Origin of the sequence: Colwellia sp. PAMC 21821, from assembly GCF_002077175.1 — a bacterium.
Taxonomy (GTDB): Bacteria; Pseudomonadota; Gammaproteobacteria; order Enterobacterales; family Alteromonadaceae; genus Cognaticolwellia.
The window spans coordinates 3,778,562-3,795,426 of record NZ_CP014943.1; the positions used below are offsets into that span (position 1 = coordinate 3,778,562).

The following is a 16,865-nucleotide window of genomic DNA, read 5'->3' on the forward strand; positions in this document are numbered from 1 at the left end:
TCGTTTGTTTAAAAATTGTTCGTTATAGTGTTTTATTGCCTAAGTGTTCTTAGTTTAGGTGCTTTTATATCAGTTGTTGAGCGAAATGGATTAATATCTAAACCACCTCTTCGTGTGTATCTGGCGAAAACAGTCAGGCTTTCAATATGACAAAAGCGCTTGATATCACAAAATATTCGCTCAACACATTGTTCATGAAATTCATTATGTTGACGAAATGAAATTAAATATTTTAACAAGGTTTCATGACAAATCTGTTTACCTTGATATTTTATATAAACACTCGCCCAGTCAGGTTGATTAGTGATTAAGCAATTCGATTTTAATAAATGACAAACTAAATATTCTGTTACGTTATCGCCTTGTTGCTCTAAGGCATTTTTTAATATATCTGGTGCTAATTCATATTGATTAATTTCGATATCTAGCTCATCTATGCACAATGCTGTATCGGTAGATAAACTAAGAGCAGGGCAGTTATCAACCGGGAAAAGTTTTACCTCAGCTGAAGCACCTGCAGTGGCTGATAAATCTTTTATTAACGCAGACTCTACGCTTTGCCATGAAGGAAATTGGCTCTGATTAAAGCTATTTAAGTAAAGCTTAAATGACTTTGATTCAACAATGTTAGGACTGGTGCATGGAAAACTAAACTCAGCAACGGCAACAACCGGCTTACCCTTGTCATTAAGCCATGAAAGTTCATAGCCATACCAAACATCTTCTCCTATAAAAGGAAGGTTATCAGGTGTTAAGCCTAAACTGTCTCTATTTAAGCTCCTTGGTACCGCTTGCAGCAATTCTGGGTTATATTGACTGCAATAGTTTGTTGCTTTTCCAAGCGTTAAGTTGCTTAACGCCTTTGCGTTTGTATAAGTGCTCATTTTGAGTAACTTCTTCTCTGGTTGTAACAATGCTGATAAAATTTTATTCATTTTATAGGAATTAATCGTTAGATGAAAATATCAAATTATTCTCTTCATGATCACGTGTGGCACTTTTCTCAAGATTACTTACAAGCATACCAATATAGATTTGAACATTTACCTATTACTCATATAGTTGAAAACTGGGCGTCACCTTGCGAGCAAGGTGTGCATAAAGAAGAATTTTCGCTTTGGCAGCCGATAAAAGTGGATGAAAAGCTGACTTTCGATAATGTTGAAGAGGCCTTGGAAGTAAAACTTCATGATGACATTAAACAATATTTTACCACTATGTACAGTGATAGCTTAGACGCAAGTTGCTCAGAAGGGGATTTGTCATTGTTATTTGCATGGAGCGCGAAAGATTTCTCTCGTTTACAAGAAAATATCATTGGGCATATTTTAATGAAAACGAAATTAAAGCAAAAGTTAACCATATTTTTTGCCATCACGGATGACGACGACCATATCATATCCTTAGACAATGAAGCTGGTTCAGTTTGGGTTGAAAAAGTGGGTTGTGATCCGCATAAAAAAATAGCAGATACGCTTAGTGATTTTATTTCCCAACTTACGCCACGGATACCACCAAAAGGTATCGAAAATGATTAGCGAGATTTAATCCGGCAATCATAAGACTAATTTATTTGAATGAAATGGCTTGTATACAGACTTTCATCAGGCGCTTATTTTTTAGTCAATTGACTTTCTAATAGCTGTTTTACCTGCTGTTTTAATTCAATAATATCTTGCTGCAATGGTGCTAGGGCATTTGCGATTAATAAGCTTATTTCTTCAGGCTTATGTTTTACAACGGTTGATGCTTTGGTGGCAATGTCTTTTTGTGGAGCACTTATAAACTCTGGATCGTGATGCCAGATCTTTAAAGACGAAATAATTTTAGGCAAAGGGACCGTTTGGCTCAGGCGACTTTTAATCAGCGCGACACTTGGAACTTTACCATCATTGGCGAGCTTGTTGGCGATGATGGAAATTTCATCAAATATAGTCATTAATTATAACTCAAGTGTAAAAGAGACAATATTTTAGCGAAAAACACCAACGTTGTCTTGCTATGATTTTAGTTTTTTTATTTATATTTAATTTAATCAACAAGTTATAAAAGTGGTTTGGCATTTGCAATCATTGGTATAAAACCATTACTTTTGATAAGAGAAAAATAAAATGAAAAATACGTTATTAGCACTAATCGTTATTGCGCCGTTAACATTGGGTTTAACCGGCTGTGTTATTGCCGTTGGCGGCGAAGATGGTCACTCGATTTCAGGTGATTTTGAAGACAGAGAATATAAAAATAGAAAGAAAATTGCGGGTATTCAATTAAATACAGCTTTTGCTGATGTTTCTCGTGAAATGGGTGTAGCCGATTTTACCGAGACTTATTTACAAGATGGTAAAACCGTTAATGTTGTTTATTACCGAACACACCGCCTGCACAAAGATGGCTTAACGACTAAAGATGAATGTACAAAACTAGTTTTTGTTAATAATAGCCTGACTGCTATCGAGCAAGCCGGTTAACTAATTTTTATATTTTGAATAAAAAAAGGCGATATCAGTAATTGATATCGCCTTTTTAATTGCTTTAAAGCCGTTAAGGTTATTTTATTGTAAATATAAAGCCACGTGACATTAGTTATGCTGTTTGGCGCGGCTTTGGTGCGTTCTACTGCCGCTACTTTGTTGTCTGTTGGTCACTTTAGAGTTCGAATGCTTTCTTACGCTATTTTCGCTTTTAAAACGGTTTGAGTTATGGCGCTTCTGCACGGTACTATTCTGTGTTTTTACTGGCTTTGAATAACTTTTTTCACTGTTATTTCGGCTAGTTAACACTTGAGTACTTTGCCTATGGCTGACATTTTTTTCGCTAGTTCTAAACTCTTTATGCTTTTGTTCGTAACGCTTTGACGAAGTGTATATTTTATTATTATCAATTTTTTTACTGTCTTTAGCTTGTCGCCAATTTTTATTTTTATACGGTTCCTGTTTAGTTAATGAGTGCTTATCAACCTTGTGCTTGTCAATTTTTACGGCTCGATTGACTTGCAATTTATGTTTTAGATTTTGGCTTTTCTTGCTGTTATATTTATTACTCGCATGTTTTGCTTTGTGCTTATTTTTATTGACAAAATGCTTTTGATTTGCACGTAAAGCTTTATGTTGTTCAGCACTAGGCGTGTGACTGCGATATTTTTTCTGAGTGCTCGATGTACGATAAGCTACCCCCTTTCTGTGGCGAGGATTATGCTGCCAGCGTGTAGACTGGTAACTGGTTGAAACTTTCTTCTTGCTATGTTTTTTGTAATATCGAGATTTGTGATGTTGAACAACAACATGACGATTACTCCAATGTACAGCTCCAAAAAATAGCCCAACGGTTAGGTGTACAGGGTTATGCCAATAGTAAGGGCCATGATGCGAAGCATAGTGCACAGGTTGCTGCCAAAAAATTGGTGGGTAATGCGACCAACGCCAATCTCCATAAACTACTCGGGTATCATAGTAGGGCACATAAATTATATCGGGTTGTCTTGATTCAATAATGATTGTTTTCGTTTCACGAACAACGTTAACGTTGTTCATGTTTTTAAGGTTTCCTGCTTGATCTGCTTGTTGACGCAAGATTTGCACACTGGCAAGCACTTGTGCCTCATCTTGCAAAAAAGCATCACCTAAATTACGCATCCAATGCAAATCATCGCTTAATTTCTTCAGTACGTTTGGAAACGGTAGAAGGGCTTTAACGCTGGCATCCCAATCTTTATCATCTGCAGCGTCGGCAAGTGCCTGTGCGCTTAGTTGACTGTTTTTACTTAACCATCGTTCAGCGTCAACAACTTCAATTGGGTATGTTGTCGCAATAAGGATATGGGTCAGTAACGTGTCTGGGTATAATGCAATGGGGGCCAGCATTTGCTCAAGCTCAGCATGTGTAAAATCACTAGTGATTGTTTGTTCTGATAAGGTTGAATCACTATTTGGACCATAGTAAGTTTTACTAGAGTTTTCTGCGCTAAAGCCTGGTGTGGATAGCACTAGTGCACTTGATAGAGAAAAAAGTAAGTGACTGAGTGACCTTTTAAAATTAACGTTTAGCATGTTATCTCTCCTTAAAACCGGATGATTAAAACGTCGCCTTTGTAAAACAATAAATGCAGAATTGTGCAGGTGACTTTTTAAGTTATGCTTGCAATATTAACAGCTGTAAACTGAACGTTAGCTGAACAAACATGTTTATAAAGGAAAGTTAAGCGTAAATTTTGCGCCTTTTAGTTGCTTTGACGATTCGATGTGCATACTGCCTTGGTAACTTTTAACCAAATCTCGCACAATTGCCAAGCCAATGCCATGACCATGTTGATAGGTATCTGCTCGAGTTCCGCGTTGTAATATCTCTTCTCTAAGTGTTGGGTCTATGCCAACACCGTCATCTTGAATAATAATAGTCATGCTATTTGCACTAAGCTTAATTTCCAGGTGAACTTGTTTTTTTGCCGCTTTACAGGCGTTGTCTAACAAGTTACCCAGTATTTCTAATAGATCGGATTCATCGCCTTTAAAGTTGCATTCAGGCGGAATGTTGACAGTGAATAGTAGTTCTTTGTCTCGATATATTTTAGTTAAACTATTAAGTAATTTATTCGCTATTGGAGCGACTGCAGTGCCTAAATACCATGATGATTGTCCAGCACTTTGTGCTTTACGAAGCTGATGCTCAATAATCACATTAATAATACTGAGTTGCTCTTGGGTCAGTACCGATAACTCTTTTTGAGTTTGCATAACCGCTAACGGAGTTTTTAGGCTATGAGCAAGATCAGAAAGTGCATTACGATAGCGCTGACGCTGTTTTTGTTCAGCATTTAGTAACAAGTTCAACTGCTCTGTTACTTGATTTAACTCAGTTGGATAAGTCCCCGTAAGTCGTTCGCTTTTACCCTGTTCAACATCGCTAAGTTCGGTGCTTAAATTCTTTAAAGGCTTTAAAGTCCATATTGACCACAGATATTGAATCAACAAAAGCACCAGCATTAAACCCGCTAACCCTAGCATAAGTTGGCGGTGAAACTCTGCCATCATGTGAGTTAAGTCGTTTTGCTGTTTTATAATATGCAATGTCATGGGAAAAGGTTGTTCTTCACTGCCATAACTGACACTTAAGCTGTAGATATAATGTGCCTGGGCATCAATCTCAGCTTGATAAAAAGCACTTTCTCCTAAGCTAGGTTGTCGAAAAGTTGTTGTTTGCCATGGTGCTAGTAATGATTGAGAGCTCCAAAGCTTGATTGATTCAGTCGCGGGGTTTGGCGCTGAGTAGTTTTGTATTGTGGTTGAGCTAGTTGTTAGAACTGCATATAAGCCAGATTGACTGACATTAAATTGAGTCTCCAATAGCTGTTCAGGCATAACAAGCGTGTTATTTTCAACTTCAATAATAGCTAAAATAGAGTAGGAATAAGCTGAAAGTTCATTTTTTAAACTCGCCACCATATGTTTTTCATAGGCATTACTGATGATTAACCCGACGATAGGTAATAAGATAAAAATCATCAGTAAAGCACTAAATAGCACTCTTGTTTTTAATGAGTTCAAGGATTTTTTCAGCGAATTAAACAACTAAGATTGCCTTTTATAAGTTTTATATATTTTATAAGCTTTAAATTAATGACTTACTTCTTTAGTTAAATCAGCCTAAATTAAAGCTAGATAAGTCTTTTAATAAGTAGCCTTGACCTCGTAAAGTCTCAATAAACTGATATTTATTTTCGGGATCAAGTTTCTTTCTTAATCGTCGAATAAAAACTTCAATAACGTTTGAGTCCAAGTCGAAGTCTTGATCATAAATATGTTCAGTAAGCTGAGCTTTAGACTTTACTTCACCTAAGTGGTGCATCAAGTATTCAAATAGTTTGTATTCATAACTACTCAAAGAAATGGTTTTTTCATCAACGCTAACTTGCATACTTGAGGTGTTAATCGTAAACGGACCATTTTCGATCAACGGGCTTGCTTGTCCAGCACTGCGTCGAATTAATGCATTTAATCTTGCGAGTAGCTCTTCAATATGAAAAGGTTTCGTTAAATAGTCATCAGCACCAGCATCTAATCCTGAAACTTTATCTTGCCAACTACCTCGGGCCGTTAATATTAATATGGGGAATGTAAAACCTTGTTCACGTAACGATTTAATAACGCTTACGCCGTCAAGCTTTGGTAGACCTAAGTCAATAATTGCGGCATCGTAAGGAAACTCTTGACCTTGAAATAACCCAGACTCACCATCACCTGCAACATCAACACTATATTTAGCGGCCATTAAATGTTCTTTAACGTGTGCTTGCAGATTTTTATCGTCTTCGACAAGTAATATTCTCATTGATTATTATCCTGATATACGGCCCGATTGGGCGTCAACACTGACTGAAATTACATGGCCATTGTCTTTAAGTAGTTTCACTCGGTAGCTTGGATTTTTTTTAGAACCACTATTGTTAACCTTTAATACCTTACCGCCAAATTTGTTTTTAACTATTCGGGCAGCTTGTTGAGCAGTGATTGATTTATTGTCACTCGCTTGACCATATTTAGCCTTTACAATCATCATACTATTGGGTGCAGCTTCAATTTTAGCAAACACTGGGGCTGCTATTAATAAAGCTATTACGCTTAGAATAAATAATTGTTTTTTCATTTAAGTACCTTCTTAAAATTACCTTATTAGACAGTGTAAAATAATGATTGCTGTAATCCAAGTAACCGTTATTTTAAAATAGCCAAGCTGAATGCTTTATGAACATATTATATTCATTGTTTAATTTCCATATCGTAGGCCTTTAAGATATCAGCCGTCAGTTGATGAACTTTTGATAGGCTTGTGCTCTAGCTGATAGCTAAAATGTTAACATCGCAGAGATTCCAACGAAGTTGACATCGCGGGTATGACCCCGTTGGTAAAAAGGGCATCAAATGATGCCCTTATTTTAATACTGGTTGTGATAATCAGTGATTGTATTTTTATTTATTTATCAGAGAAAACCGCGATAAATTTTTCAATACGAGCAGCATTAGCACCCAGATCTGTACCGCCAATACGTGAAATTGAACGCAAATCTACTTTACTACCTGTCCCTAATGCTTGAACACGAATAGCAATATCATCTTTAAATGCCCATAGTGCCGTAGTTTCAACCGCTTCAATAAGGCCTTGTTGCTCATTTTTAGCGATAACTTCCCAGCCTAAATTTAAGGCAACTTCAAGGGCTTTAGCAAACGCTTGCTCTTTATTTAATTGACTAAGTATTGGCTTTAATTCTGGGTATGCAGCTAATTGTAGTGGCGCAAGCTTTTCTTGGTCATAAGCTAGCGGATTACTGTTTTCGCCACGCAAGGCTATAATGGCGTTAAATTTAGGTAAATTAACCGTATCAGTAGTCACTTGATGTAGAAAAGGTAGTGATTTCGCTTTAGAAGCTTGCATCGACAAACCTATAACAGGTATTGCAGATAATATCGCAATAAAAGCACAACGTTTTGCCAATGGATATTGTTTCTTAAAGAGAGTAAAAAACCCAATCAATATCGACACTGCTAATACAGCAATACTGGCATAACCCGTATATTTAATAATTTGAAAAGACACTCCCATCGGCCATAATTCCATTCGATAAGCGATCACAGCGATAGGAAACCCTAACAGCAAAGGAATAACAACGGCCTTACAGGCTTTGGTGATGGTGTTAATTAACATAAATATCCTCAAGTTTTTGATATGGCGTACTAATTACAATTGGTTTCGTAAGTCTAAACGTCAAAAGCCATGTTTAGTGCATTGAACAACAGCCGGCATTTTGACACTTATACTGACATATAAAAAGTGCTTTTCACTTAAACGCTAACGTTAGCGATAGTAAAAATAAATACCGTAAATTAATGACTAACGACCTATATATATTATCCAAAGTACATACGTAAATATGTCAGTATTGGATCTTAAACTTTAAATTAAACATCAATCTCTTTTCTAATGTCTGCAATATCTGAATACTTGCCATTATAAATGTAAATATAAGTCTTAAGGCCTGTTTACGTATTAAGACGAGCATTCATTGAAAAAAACTGATGGTGAATATAAAGGGTGTTTGGTGGTAAACGTAGATGTTATTTAATGGTAATAATGCCTATTAAGAATCAGCAAATTTATTGTGATTAAGTGACAAAGCTAAGGTAATTATCTACAAATTAAGTGAACATTGTTCAGCTTCGGTTCAGAATAACTCTGGTTAAATGACAGTCATACCCAATTTAAAGGCTGTCATTATGTTTAATATACTATTTAAGAAAACTTTTAATAAAAAGTTAACCATCAATTTAACAGCAACATTACTTTTAGTAAGCCAAATATCTCTTGCACAAACATCGACAACAATTGAACAGGTAAGTAACTCTGTTGGCGGGACAAAAAGTAATATTGACTCTATAAAATCAGACGGTAAATCCCAGAGGACCTTAGCATTTAAAGGCATGAATAGAACGGAGGTAACACTTGCTCGCCAACAAAAAGAAAAAAACCTTGCGTCAACATCTTCAACATCATCTTCAAGCCAAAGTGTTGTTTATAGTTCTAGTTTTTATCACAGTTTTTCAATTTACACTGGCTATAGTCAACTTATTACGGATATAGACGAAGATGGCTATTATCAGACATTTAGCGTTGTTTTCGATGCAGATTTATTATCACCAATGGCTAATGAACAAGCGGTTGTTTATGCCGACTTATACCTAAGTCAAAATGGTGGTCCTTGGGTATTGTATTTCTCTACTGACGATTTTGTTATAACGGGGGAAAATACAGACGATGAGTTTGAGGTGGTTACGGAATTAGATTCTGGCTATGTACCCGACTATTACGACGTGTTAATTGACTTGTATGAAGTAGGTTATAGTGATGTGGTGGCTACTTACAGTTCAAATGACAGTAACGAACTTTATGCACTGCCATTAGAAAGTAGTGACTATGATCCTGAATACATTGAAGTCGAATATGTTGAGGTTGAATACTACGAAAAACACTCAGGAGGCGGTATTTGGTTATTGTTTGGCGCGCTATTAGTATTAGGAGTACGCCTGATTAAATTGAAGTAATAACAATAAGTTAAGATATTTGCGGTCATATCATGATGATTCCCGTCAATGGCTATATTTACGCCTATATATTTCGCCTAGTAATATAATTTGACCTGATTTCAACTATCCTGATATGGTGAACCGATAAAAATAACAAAAAATCGCACCATTTATGAGGGACTCTAGATGTCATCAGAAGCCATTGACAAAAGTAATGTCGATATAAAAGCAGCTTATCTATCAGCTCAAGACTTAAAATTAGCCGCATCGTTGTTATACCAAGCCTATCATGACGATCCGGTATTTCTGGAAATATTTGCATCTGATAAAAGTGATTACGAACAGCGCCTTCGTGCTGCTATTCGTGAAGAGCTAAATGCTTTTTGGCAAGCAAAGCAGCCAATGATAGGCTTGTATTTAGGTGAAACAATAGTGGGCGTTGCCTGTTTGAATGACCCTGAAGAAGGTGTATCATCTGAGCGATTTTGGCATTGGCGTCTGAAAATGATGCTGGGTGCAGGGTACTTTAGTACCAAACAAATGATTGAAAAAGAAAAGGTTGTTTTATCTTCGGTGCCATTGAAGAAATTTCACATGTTATCTTTTATTGCCATACATCCTTTACATCAACATCATGGTTTTGGTCATTATTTAATGGCGGCCGTAAATACTATTTTGGCAGAACATAAAGATAGTGAAGGTGTTGCTGTTTATGCTACGAGTAAAAAATATAAAGCCTTCTTTAAAGATGTGAACTATCAGTTCATTAAAGAGGTTGCTGTGGGTAATGTATCGGGTTCTTTGATGGTTTATTATCGAGAAACAGCCGAAAGTTAATCATTAGCAGTTTAAGCCCAATTTTCTGCAGTAAAGTAACGCTACACTAGTATATAATTATCCTTTATTAATATTTATTATTTCAAAGGAGTGATTATGGGCTATTGGTATTTAGCGTTAGCAATTGGTTCTGAAGTTATAGCTACAATGGCACTAAAAGAGTCAGAAGGCTTTTCTCATGCTACTTCTAGCACCGTTTGTGTTATTGGTTATGCAGCCGCATTCTATTTTTTATCATTAGTCCTCAAAACTGTGCCAATAGGCGTTGCTTACGCCATATGGGCGGGTATGGGAATTGCCTTAATTGCCACTATCAGTGCTATTTTGTATGAAGAAATTCCAGACTTACCCGCGTTAATCGGTATGTTTTTAATTATTTTAGGTGTAATAATTATTAATGTCTTTTCAAAAACTGTTAGCCATTAATCTATAAATAATATGATGCTAATTCGTCAAATTTAGTGTTGATGGAAAATACCAGCTAAACACTACTTCAAATAACATTTTTTTCCTTATTTTATAATTGCCTAAATGTACTTAAACAATGTAAGACATGTCTCACATTGTTGTGCGAGATAATGTTTTTGATGGGGGGATATACTAATAACTTTATTGTAAGTTATTGTTTTAAATGCTTTTGTTTTTATTTTCTGTGAGTGGCGTTTGTTTGTAGTTAAATTATTGAAAATTACCTGCTTTGAAAAGTTTGCATTTAGTCTACTATTATACCTGTCAGGAAGACAAAGGGATTACGAATAACGGTATGGATATACCAACAGGATGCTTAGATTAGCAAAGAGATAGGATGTCTCGCAAGGATAGAAGGAAAAAATTGTCACGGAATGATCGTCAGGATGATGAATATAGACAATTGATGTAACTAGGATAGTTACTTTTATGGATAATGAGGACAGCAAAAGGTTTGCTAGGAAAGGCTAGGGATGGCTCTTTATGGATGAAGCGGGAACATTATATATTTATGCAGGATGCATATAAGCTAGTTATAGAAATGCGGTTCATTGAACCGCTTTTTTTTGCCTAAAATTTACTAAACTACCCTCCCTAAAAATGCCGATATGATTATACCAACCTCATTAGTGCTTGAACATTTATACGGATTGCTCTTCCAGCGCATAACGTTGGGCATGTCAGTTAATTTATAACCATTAATTGTATTTGATTAATATTCAATTAAGTGAGCATAAAATTCCGATTTTCCTAAGGTTGCTTGACTACCTTTTAGCGAGAAATTATAGCCGCAGAGAGTGAAGTTGTTTTTAAAAGCGATATTTTTAATTAATGCTTTAGTGTCTAATGGCGAAAAGTAGGCATAAAAACCATTATCAATTGCGCTAACACGATAAGTTCTAATAGCTGCTTCTTTATTAAATGCAATCTCTTGACAGCTTTTATCGCCCTGAGCAGAGCCTAAGGTCCATCTGTCTTGGTTATCTTCTACATTGGCTGGCCAGTGGATAACAATCGCGTTTTCGGCGGCGATCATAATGGAAAAGTTGTCTTGTAGCGTTAGTTTATGTTGAAAACTAGCTTTTGCTTCTGTTGCTTCGCTTATTTGCTCAATTTGAGGCGTTATTGGCGTTGGACCTGAAAACATAAAAGGTAGTGCCAATGCTAATACCAATAATAAACTAAAAAATGAGATAGTGATTCGAGCATATTTTGTATTAAACAGTGCTAATCGAATTGATTCACCAAGCTCTAACTTGTGTTGTGCATTCGCGCTAGCGTGGTTTGCTGCATTAGCTGAAGTTGCATGTTCAACGTTATCGGTAAAAGTTGTAGGCTGACTTGTAATTGCCGATGGTTGATTAACATGTATACCATTCATTGTCGGTTCAACACGTTTGTTATTCTGAGCACTGGTTTTTTCTACTTTTTGAAAATCTGATAAATTAACTGGACCGTTATAGCCAAGTATATAGCGGCTTTGGTTTTTACTTGGGTAAGTTAATAACAATAAAGCGAAGAAAAAAGGAATTAATAATAACCAATAGGCACTGGTAAGCCCGGTAAAAATAATAATTAAACCTGTGACTAAAAAGCTCCCTGCAGGGGCTAGGAGTAAATTGTTATGAAATTTTGCATCATTAAGTCGGCGTCTAGCCGTTACTAAAGATATGGATGAGCAAAACAGTAGTATGGCAATAGCAGCTACTTTAAAATCAGTAAAGCTCTCGTTAAGCATAATGAAAACAAGAACACTTGAAAGATTAATGACCATAAAACGTAGTCGGTTATCAAAACCCTGCCAGCAAAATAGTGACTTGATAAGTTGCACAAAACCCCCGGAAATAAGTAATTTGTATCAATGTAGATACTCGTTTTAAAAATATTAAAATAAAACGTCAATGAGAATGGGCAAGGGTAACCAATTTTATCTGTAAAGTCAGTCTATCTAAGAGATTTGTTTATTCTTTGAAAGGTATCGATCGCCATTGATAGCAATTGTTCGGTTAATAAACTGGATTTTTATAGTCATCGTAAAACTATAGAGTTAAATAGCAATATTACTCATGATCTGCTCATTTTTACTGAATAACCCCGTGAACTACAACATTATCGTTCTGTTATTTTTAGGACTTAACGTAAATGATTGATTTTATGGGATTTGTTCTAGTAAAGCCCCTTTGATTAATCAACTTGGTATAATTATATTTCACAAATCAAAAGTATTTAAAATGAAAAAGCGACATTACGTCGCTTTTTCTGTGTCTGCTGGTTTATTTTTACACTCGATAGGGCGGCGTGTCGATATTATCAAGTTTGTAACCACGTAATGTCATGGTGCCATGGTATGTTGATTCGCCATCACCACTGAATTCAAAATCGAAGTTGCTGATCCAATGGGGTCCAAAGCGTTTAGAAAATCTAAAGCGACTTGATAGACGTCCTATCGCTAAGAATTGTAAATTTTCTTGTTTACAATAACTATCAGCATGGGAGCGCGCATACTCAGCAACTTTTCGCAAATATACGAAATACCAGAAGAGTAGCCCGATAAAAAGTAAATAGTAAATATTTTCCATGAGAATGCCTATTGTTTAAAAAGTATGCCTATGGCTTTTGCCAAATTAGGGCTGCGTTTTGGTGAGCGAATAGCTTGCAATATTACGGGGCGTATCATTGGTATTGCAACTAAATCTTTAAATATTGCCGTAAATAACTCGTAATCATTATCTTTTATCAATTGTTCTAAATAGACAAAAAGAATATCTTCATCATTCAATATCGGCCATAAACGACCCGCGATAATAATGAGTACTTCATCTTCTAGGGCATTATCTTTGATTAATGTAATGAGAAATTTTTGACTAATAGGATGTTGTGTACTTGATGCAAGTGCACGTAGCAATGCAACAGCAGCGGTGTTGTTTTTATTAGCTTTATCTTGTTGATAACGTGTTATTATTTGTGTAATAACTTCTGCTGGTAAAGTCATGTTTTCAAGCGCTGAACATAATGGTACTAGTACTTGTTCAGGCACAAAATTAATAGCCTTGACTAAAATTTCGCTATTGTTTGTTTCATTTAATCGAAAAGAAAAGTCGGATAACCCTTGCACGCCAATCTCTTGCCAAGCATCCCATCCGTTTTCACCCGACAAGTAACTTTGTGCAGGTGCATAAAACTTGCTGGCAGCTTGTTTAAGCGATGTTGATACAACACTGTTTACTGCCGCTAACTTGTACTGCGCGGGTGTAAAATGATAAGGATTTTTCTTAAGTAAAGCCTCTTGTTGTTCGGTTGGACTTACCGTGAGGTTTTCACCTAGTGCTTCAATAATAATGGCAATAAAATGATTTCTGGCACCTTGGTTTAATAAGCCACGCTCGTCTAATGGCAGTTTGATAAACCATAAGTAAGGGCTAGAGGATTGCTTTTGCCAAAACGCAATAGCAAGCAGTGCATGACCTTGGGTCGGAAATGGGTAGGGGAGTTCGGCCGCTTCAATTTTTTCAAATTGTTCTTTTGATATTTTATCTATACGACGACCAATATCGAAAATACGATATTGAGAGTCAGATAAGCTCAGTAATGCTGATATTGAAGAAATAGTTTCCGAAGATTTACTCATAGAATAATACTGTCGCCATTAAAAGTTGATAGAATTAAGTACCCATTGTTAAGGCGCATTATTATAGAGATAATAGCGCTTTAACTCCACCGTTAATCATTTATACCCATTAACAGCGGTCGCTTTTCTAGTATTTGTTTGCAATGAACCGTTGATGTTTAATCGCATCGAGCAAGTGCTGTATATTTACAGGTTTTGTACAACCACTTATATAATACCAAATTGATTAATTAGCAGCTCATTTTTAATGGCTCAAATTAATAACGACGGCGTTATAAAATTTATAAGTAGCATATCTACTGACCACATTTTATGCCTTGTCATGATCCATTTTTCCTCATGAAAAAGTAGAACACGCAATTAATCAAATGGGTATAATACATTTATAGAGAGATACTGAATTGGCATAACAGTACTCGTATCAAGGTATTCGTTATAACATTTACATCAATGAATAATAATAGCTGTCACTGAAAGGGTCGCTAATGACAATCACTAATATGAGAAGAATGCACTCGCATGACAATTAAAAATGCCGGTACGGTAATTGTTGAAAAACCTGTATTAAAAATTTTATATCAAGATGAGTACCTAGTCGCGGTTGATAAACCCGCGGGACTTTTCGTCCATCGTAGCTTTATGGACAAGGATGAAATTTACTTTGCCTTGCAGCTTTTACGCGATCAAATTGGCCAATATGTTTATCCTTTACATAGACTTGATAGACCCACATCAGGTGTTTTGCTCTTTGCTTTAACGCAAGACGTTGCGCGCTTGATGGGCCAGGCTTTTAGCGAGAGAGAAATACAAAAAACCTACTATGCGTTAACACGAGGCCATTTACTAGGTGATGGTATAATTGACTATCCGCTAAAAGAAAAGCTTGATGATTTAGGGGATAAAAATGTTAGTCGTGACAAAGAAGCGCAAAGTGCAACCACTAATTACCAGTCGGTTGCCACAGCGTCATTACCGTTGCCATTAGGTAAGTATTCAAGCGTCCGGTATTCGTTAATTAAATGTCAGCCACAAACTGGGCGTCGTCATCAAATTAGGCGTCATCTCGCGCATTTACGTCATCCCATAATCGGTGATATAAATTATGGTGATAATAAGCAAAATCCATTTTTTGGTGAACACTTCGGTTTTAAGCGTTTAATGCTGATAGCTAAACAAGTCAGTTTTCTGCATCCAGTTACAGCGCAAACGTTGACGATTGAAGCTGAATTCGATACCCAATGGCAGCAAGTATTTAGTGAATTTGATTGGTCATACTAAACACGTTTAATACCTCATAAATCGCATTCAGTAATCATACCTTTGAAGTTGAACCCTTTGAAGTTATACCCTTTAAAGTTATACCCGCCGAATTAATTCGGGCCACTAATTTGCACAGAGTTAAAATCTTGGGCAATTAATTTACTATAACTGTGTGTGGGTCTTGTTTTGTATTCCCCATTGAAGCCGTTATTGAACTCATTATTTTTTGGCCCTCTAATGTCGACTGCGTTGACAAAATATGGGCTTTGATAACTTGCTCGATGTGCTGCAAAAGCTAACATCATTTGTTGGTCTTGCGTTATTTCACGGTTTAACAAACTCAGCATTAAATAATGGTCTGATATAAGAGGTTTTTTCACAATGACTACTTTCGGTGTTGAATTACATGCCGATAGTAACGTAATAATTAAAATAGCGATCAGTATGGGTAATTTTTTCATAAAGTTTGTTTGGATTAAGAATACTAATAATCACTATCGCAAAGGTTATGCCAATTGTGATTTTGACTCAGTATAGATTGTTTTTTATAAGGGAGGGTTTTTGTTAACTTAATGATTTTATGTTTTATTTTATTGTTTTAAAGTTGAGTGTAAAATTTAAAGACTATTATTTTTGGTGAGATAACGAGCAAGTTTTGTTTGGTTAATAGAAGTGATAAGTGATGTGTCAAAAAAACAGCACTTGGCAAAACCACACAATAATATAGAAAATAAAACTGTGTGGCTTTGTTATAAAAGTGGCTAGTTACTCTTCAGAAACAGAGCGTAGCAAAGCATTAATACCTACTTTTGCACGGGTTTTAGCGTCAACTTTTTTAACTATAATTGCAGCATATAAACTATAGGTGCCACATTTAGATGGTAAGTTACCTGGAACGACTACTGAGCCTGCAGGTACTCGACCATAATGAACTTCGCCCGTTTCTCTATCATAAATACGGGTACTTTGACCTATGTAAACACCCATAGAAATTACTGCGCCTTCTTCCACTACTACGCCTTCTACAATTTCAGAGCGGGCACCAATAAAACAGTTGTCTTCAATAATGGTTGGTCCCGCTTGCAAGGGTTCAAGTACGCCACCAATACCAACGCCACCTGATAAATGTACGTTTTTACCAATTTGAGCACAAGAACCGACAGTAGCCCATCCGTCAACCATACAGCCTTCATCTACGTAAGCGCCGATGTTAACAAAGCTTGGCATTATCACAACATTCTTACCAATATAGCTACCAGTACGCACAGAAGCACCCGGTACAACTCTAACACCGTCAGCAACAAAGTCAGCGTGGCTATAATCAGTGTATTTCATCGGAACTTTATCGAAAAATTTACTTTCTGCTCCGTCGATTACTTCATTGTCCCAAATTCTAAATGACAGTAATACCGCCTTTTTAAGCCATTGGTGAACAACCCATTCACCGGCGATTTTTTCTGCTACGCGAGCTGAGCCATTATTTAATGCGGCTAATGCATCTAATACTGCTTGTTTTACTTCAACGGAAACACTGGCTGGGCTAATGTTCATGCGATCTTCGAACGCTTGCTCAATAATTGTTTGTAACTCTAACATTATAA

The 16,865-nt window shown here is 36.3% G+C and carries 18 protein-coding genes; 6 read left to right on the forward strand and 12 right to left on the reverse strand.

All coding sequences use genetic code 11. From position 1 onward, the window contains the following. Positions 1-32: 32 nt before the first annotated feature. The gene (gene queF, locus A3Q33_RS16020; RefSeq protein WP_081180813.1) at positions 33-884 is read right to left on the reverse strand and encodes an NADPH-dependent 7-cyano-7-deazaguanine reductase QueF; all 852 of its coding nucleotides are present in this window, start codon (positions 882-884) and stop codon (positions 33-35) included. A gap of 72 nt (positions 885-956) precedes the next feature. Between queF and syd the strand changes: the two genes are divergently transcribed. Beyond that, positions 957-1,538, forward strand: a complete 582-nt coding sequence (gene syd / locus A3Q33_RS16025; RefSeq protein WP_081180814.1) for a SecY-interacting protein — start codon at positions 957-959, stop codon at positions 1,536-1,538. A 74-nt stretch (positions 1,539-1,612) separates the two neighbouring features. On the opposite strand, the gene A3Q33_RS16030 is transcribed toward syd, so the two are convergent. Continuing rightward, positions 1,613-1,939: a hypothetical protein gene (locus A3Q33_RS16030; RefSeq protein WP_081180815.1), complete on the reverse strand. Its 327-nt coding sequence runs from the start codon at positions 1,937-1,939 to the stop codon at positions 1,613-1,615. 172 nt (positions 1,940-2,111) lie between these two features. Between A3Q33_RS16030 and A3Q33_RS16035 the strand changes: the two genes are divergently transcribed. Next, complete coding sequence (locus A3Q33_RS16035; RefSeq protein ID WP_081180816.1) at positions 2,112-2,468, forward strand: DUF3192 domain-containing protein; 357 nt, start codon at positions 2,112-2,114, stop codon at positions 2,466-2,468. Positions 2,469-2,579: 111 nt separating this feature from the next. On the opposite strand, the gene A3Q33_RS16040 is transcribed toward A3Q33_RS16035, so the two are convergent. The 5 genes from A3Q33_RS16040 to A3Q33_RS16060 all read right to left on the reverse strand — a co-directional run bounded on the left by A3Q33_RS16040 (position 2,580) and on the right by A3Q33_RS16060 (position 7,695). After that, positions 2,580-4,046 carry a DUF3300 domain-containing protein gene (locus A3Q33_RS16040; protein WP_081180817.1) on the reverse strand — a complete coding sequence of 489 codons (1,467 nt, stop codon included), beginning with the start codon at positions 4,044-4,046 and terminating at the stop codon, positions 2,580-2,582. A 135-nt stretch (positions 4,047-4,181) separates the two neighbouring features. Continuing rightward, positions 4,182-5,498, reverse strand: a complete 1,317-nt coding sequence (locus A3Q33_RS16045; RefSeq protein ID WP_081182689.1) for an ATP-binding protein — start codon at positions 5,496-5,498, stop codon at positions 4,182-4,184. Between the two features lie 136 nt (positions 5,499-5,634). After that, positions 5,635-6,324 (reverse strand): response regulator transcription factor, encoded by a 690-nt coding sequence (locus A3Q33_RS16050; protein ID WP_081180818.1) that lies wholly within the window; start codon positions 6,322-6,324, stop codon positions 5,635-5,637. A gap of 6 nt (positions 6,325-6,330) precedes the next feature. Continuing rightward, a complete protein-coding gene (locus A3Q33_RS16055; protein ID WP_081180819.1) occupies positions 6,331-6,639 on the reverse strand; it encodes a PepSY domain-containing protein in 309 nt (102 codons plus the stop codon). Between the two features lie 327 nt (positions 6,640-6,966). After that, the gene (locus tag A3Q33_RS16060; RefSeq protein ID WP_081180820.1) at positions 6,967-7,695 is read right to left on the reverse strand and encodes a DUF1499 domain-containing protein; all 729 of its coding nucleotides are present in this window, start codon (positions 7,693-7,695) and stop codon (positions 6,967-6,969) included. A gap of 569 nt (positions 7,696-8,264) precedes the next feature. Here A3Q33_RS16060 and A3Q33_RS16065 point away from each other — a divergent pair. The 3 genes from A3Q33_RS16065 to A3Q33_RS16075 all read left to right on the forward strand — a co-directional run bounded on the left by A3Q33_RS16065 (position 8,265) and on the right by A3Q33_RS16075 (position 10,334). Continuing rightward, positions 8,265-9,089: a choice-of-anchor H family protein gene (locus tag A3Q33_RS16065; RefSeq protein WP_081180821.1), complete on the forward strand. Its 825-nt coding sequence runs from the start codon at positions 8,265-8,267 to the stop codon at positions 9,087-9,089. 168 nt (positions 9,090-9,257) lie between these two features. Beyond that, positions 9,258-9,908, forward strand: coding sequence for a GNAT family N-acetyltransferase (locus A3Q33_RS16070; RefSeq protein WP_081180822.1), 651 nt, complete (start codon positions 9,258-9,260; stop codon positions 9,906-9,908). Between the two features lie 96 nt (positions 9,909-10,004). After that, complete coding sequence (locus A3Q33_RS16075; RefSeq protein WP_081180823.1) at positions 10,005-10,334, forward strand: DMT family transporter; 330 nt, start codon at positions 10,005-10,007, stop codon at positions 10,332-10,334. Between the two features lie 754 nt (positions 10,335-11,088). Here A3Q33_RS16075 and A3Q33_RS16080 read toward each other — a convergent pair. The 3 genes from A3Q33_RS16080 to A3Q33_RS16090 all read right to left on the reverse strand — a co-directional run bounded on the left by A3Q33_RS16080 (position 11,089) and on the right by A3Q33_RS16090 (position 14,004). Continuing rightward, on the reverse strand, positions 11,089-12,207 hold the full coding sequence (locus A3Q33_RS16080; RefSeq protein WP_081180824.1) for a hypothetical protein: 1,119 nt from the start codon (positions 12,205-12,207) through the stop codon (positions 11,089-11,091). Positions 12,208-12,655: 448 nt separating this feature from the next. Further along, positions 12,656-12,955 carry a DUF3301 domain-containing protein gene (locus A3Q33_RS16085; RefSeq protein ID WP_081180825.1) on the reverse strand — a complete coding sequence of 100 codons (300 nt, stop codon included), beginning with the start codon at positions 12,953-12,955 and terminating at the stop codon, positions 12,656-12,658. An 8-nt stretch (positions 12,956-12,963) separates the two neighbouring features. After that, complete coding sequence (locus A3Q33_RS16090; RefSeq protein ID WP_081180826.1) at positions 12,964-14,004, reverse strand: DUF3549 family protein; 1,041 nt, start codon at positions 14,002-14,004, stop codon at positions 12,964-12,966. Between the two features lie 519 nt (positions 14,005-14,523). Between A3Q33_RS16090 and truC the strand changes: the two genes are divergently transcribed. Further along, complete coding sequence (gene truC / locus A3Q33_RS16095) at positions 14,524-15,282, forward strand: tRNA pseudouridine(65) synthase TruC (RefSeq protein ID WP_081180827.1); 759 nt, start codon at positions 14,524-14,526, stop codon at positions 15,280-15,282. Positions 15,283-15,374: 92 nt separating this feature from the next. Here the strand turns inward: truC and A3Q33_RS16100 are convergent, their stop codons facing one another. Together A3Q33_RS16100 and dapD are read right to left on the reverse strand one after the other, a co-directional pair. Then, on the reverse strand, positions 15,375-15,725 hold the full coding sequence (locus tag A3Q33_RS16100; protein ID WP_155866794.1) for a hypothetical protein: 351 nt from the start codon (positions 15,723-15,725) through the stop codon (positions 15,375-15,377). A 304-nt stretch (positions 15,726-16,029) separates the two neighbouring features. Then, the gene (dapD, locus tag A3Q33_RS16105) at positions 16,030-16,860 is read right to left on the reverse strand and encodes a 2,3,4,5-tetrahydropyridine-2,6-dicarboxylate N-succinyltransferase (RefSeq protein WP_081180829.1); all 831 of its coding nucleotides are present in this window, start codon (positions 16,858-16,860) and stop codon (positions 16,030-16,032) included. Between the last annotated feature and the right edge of the window lie 5 nt (positions 16,861-16,865).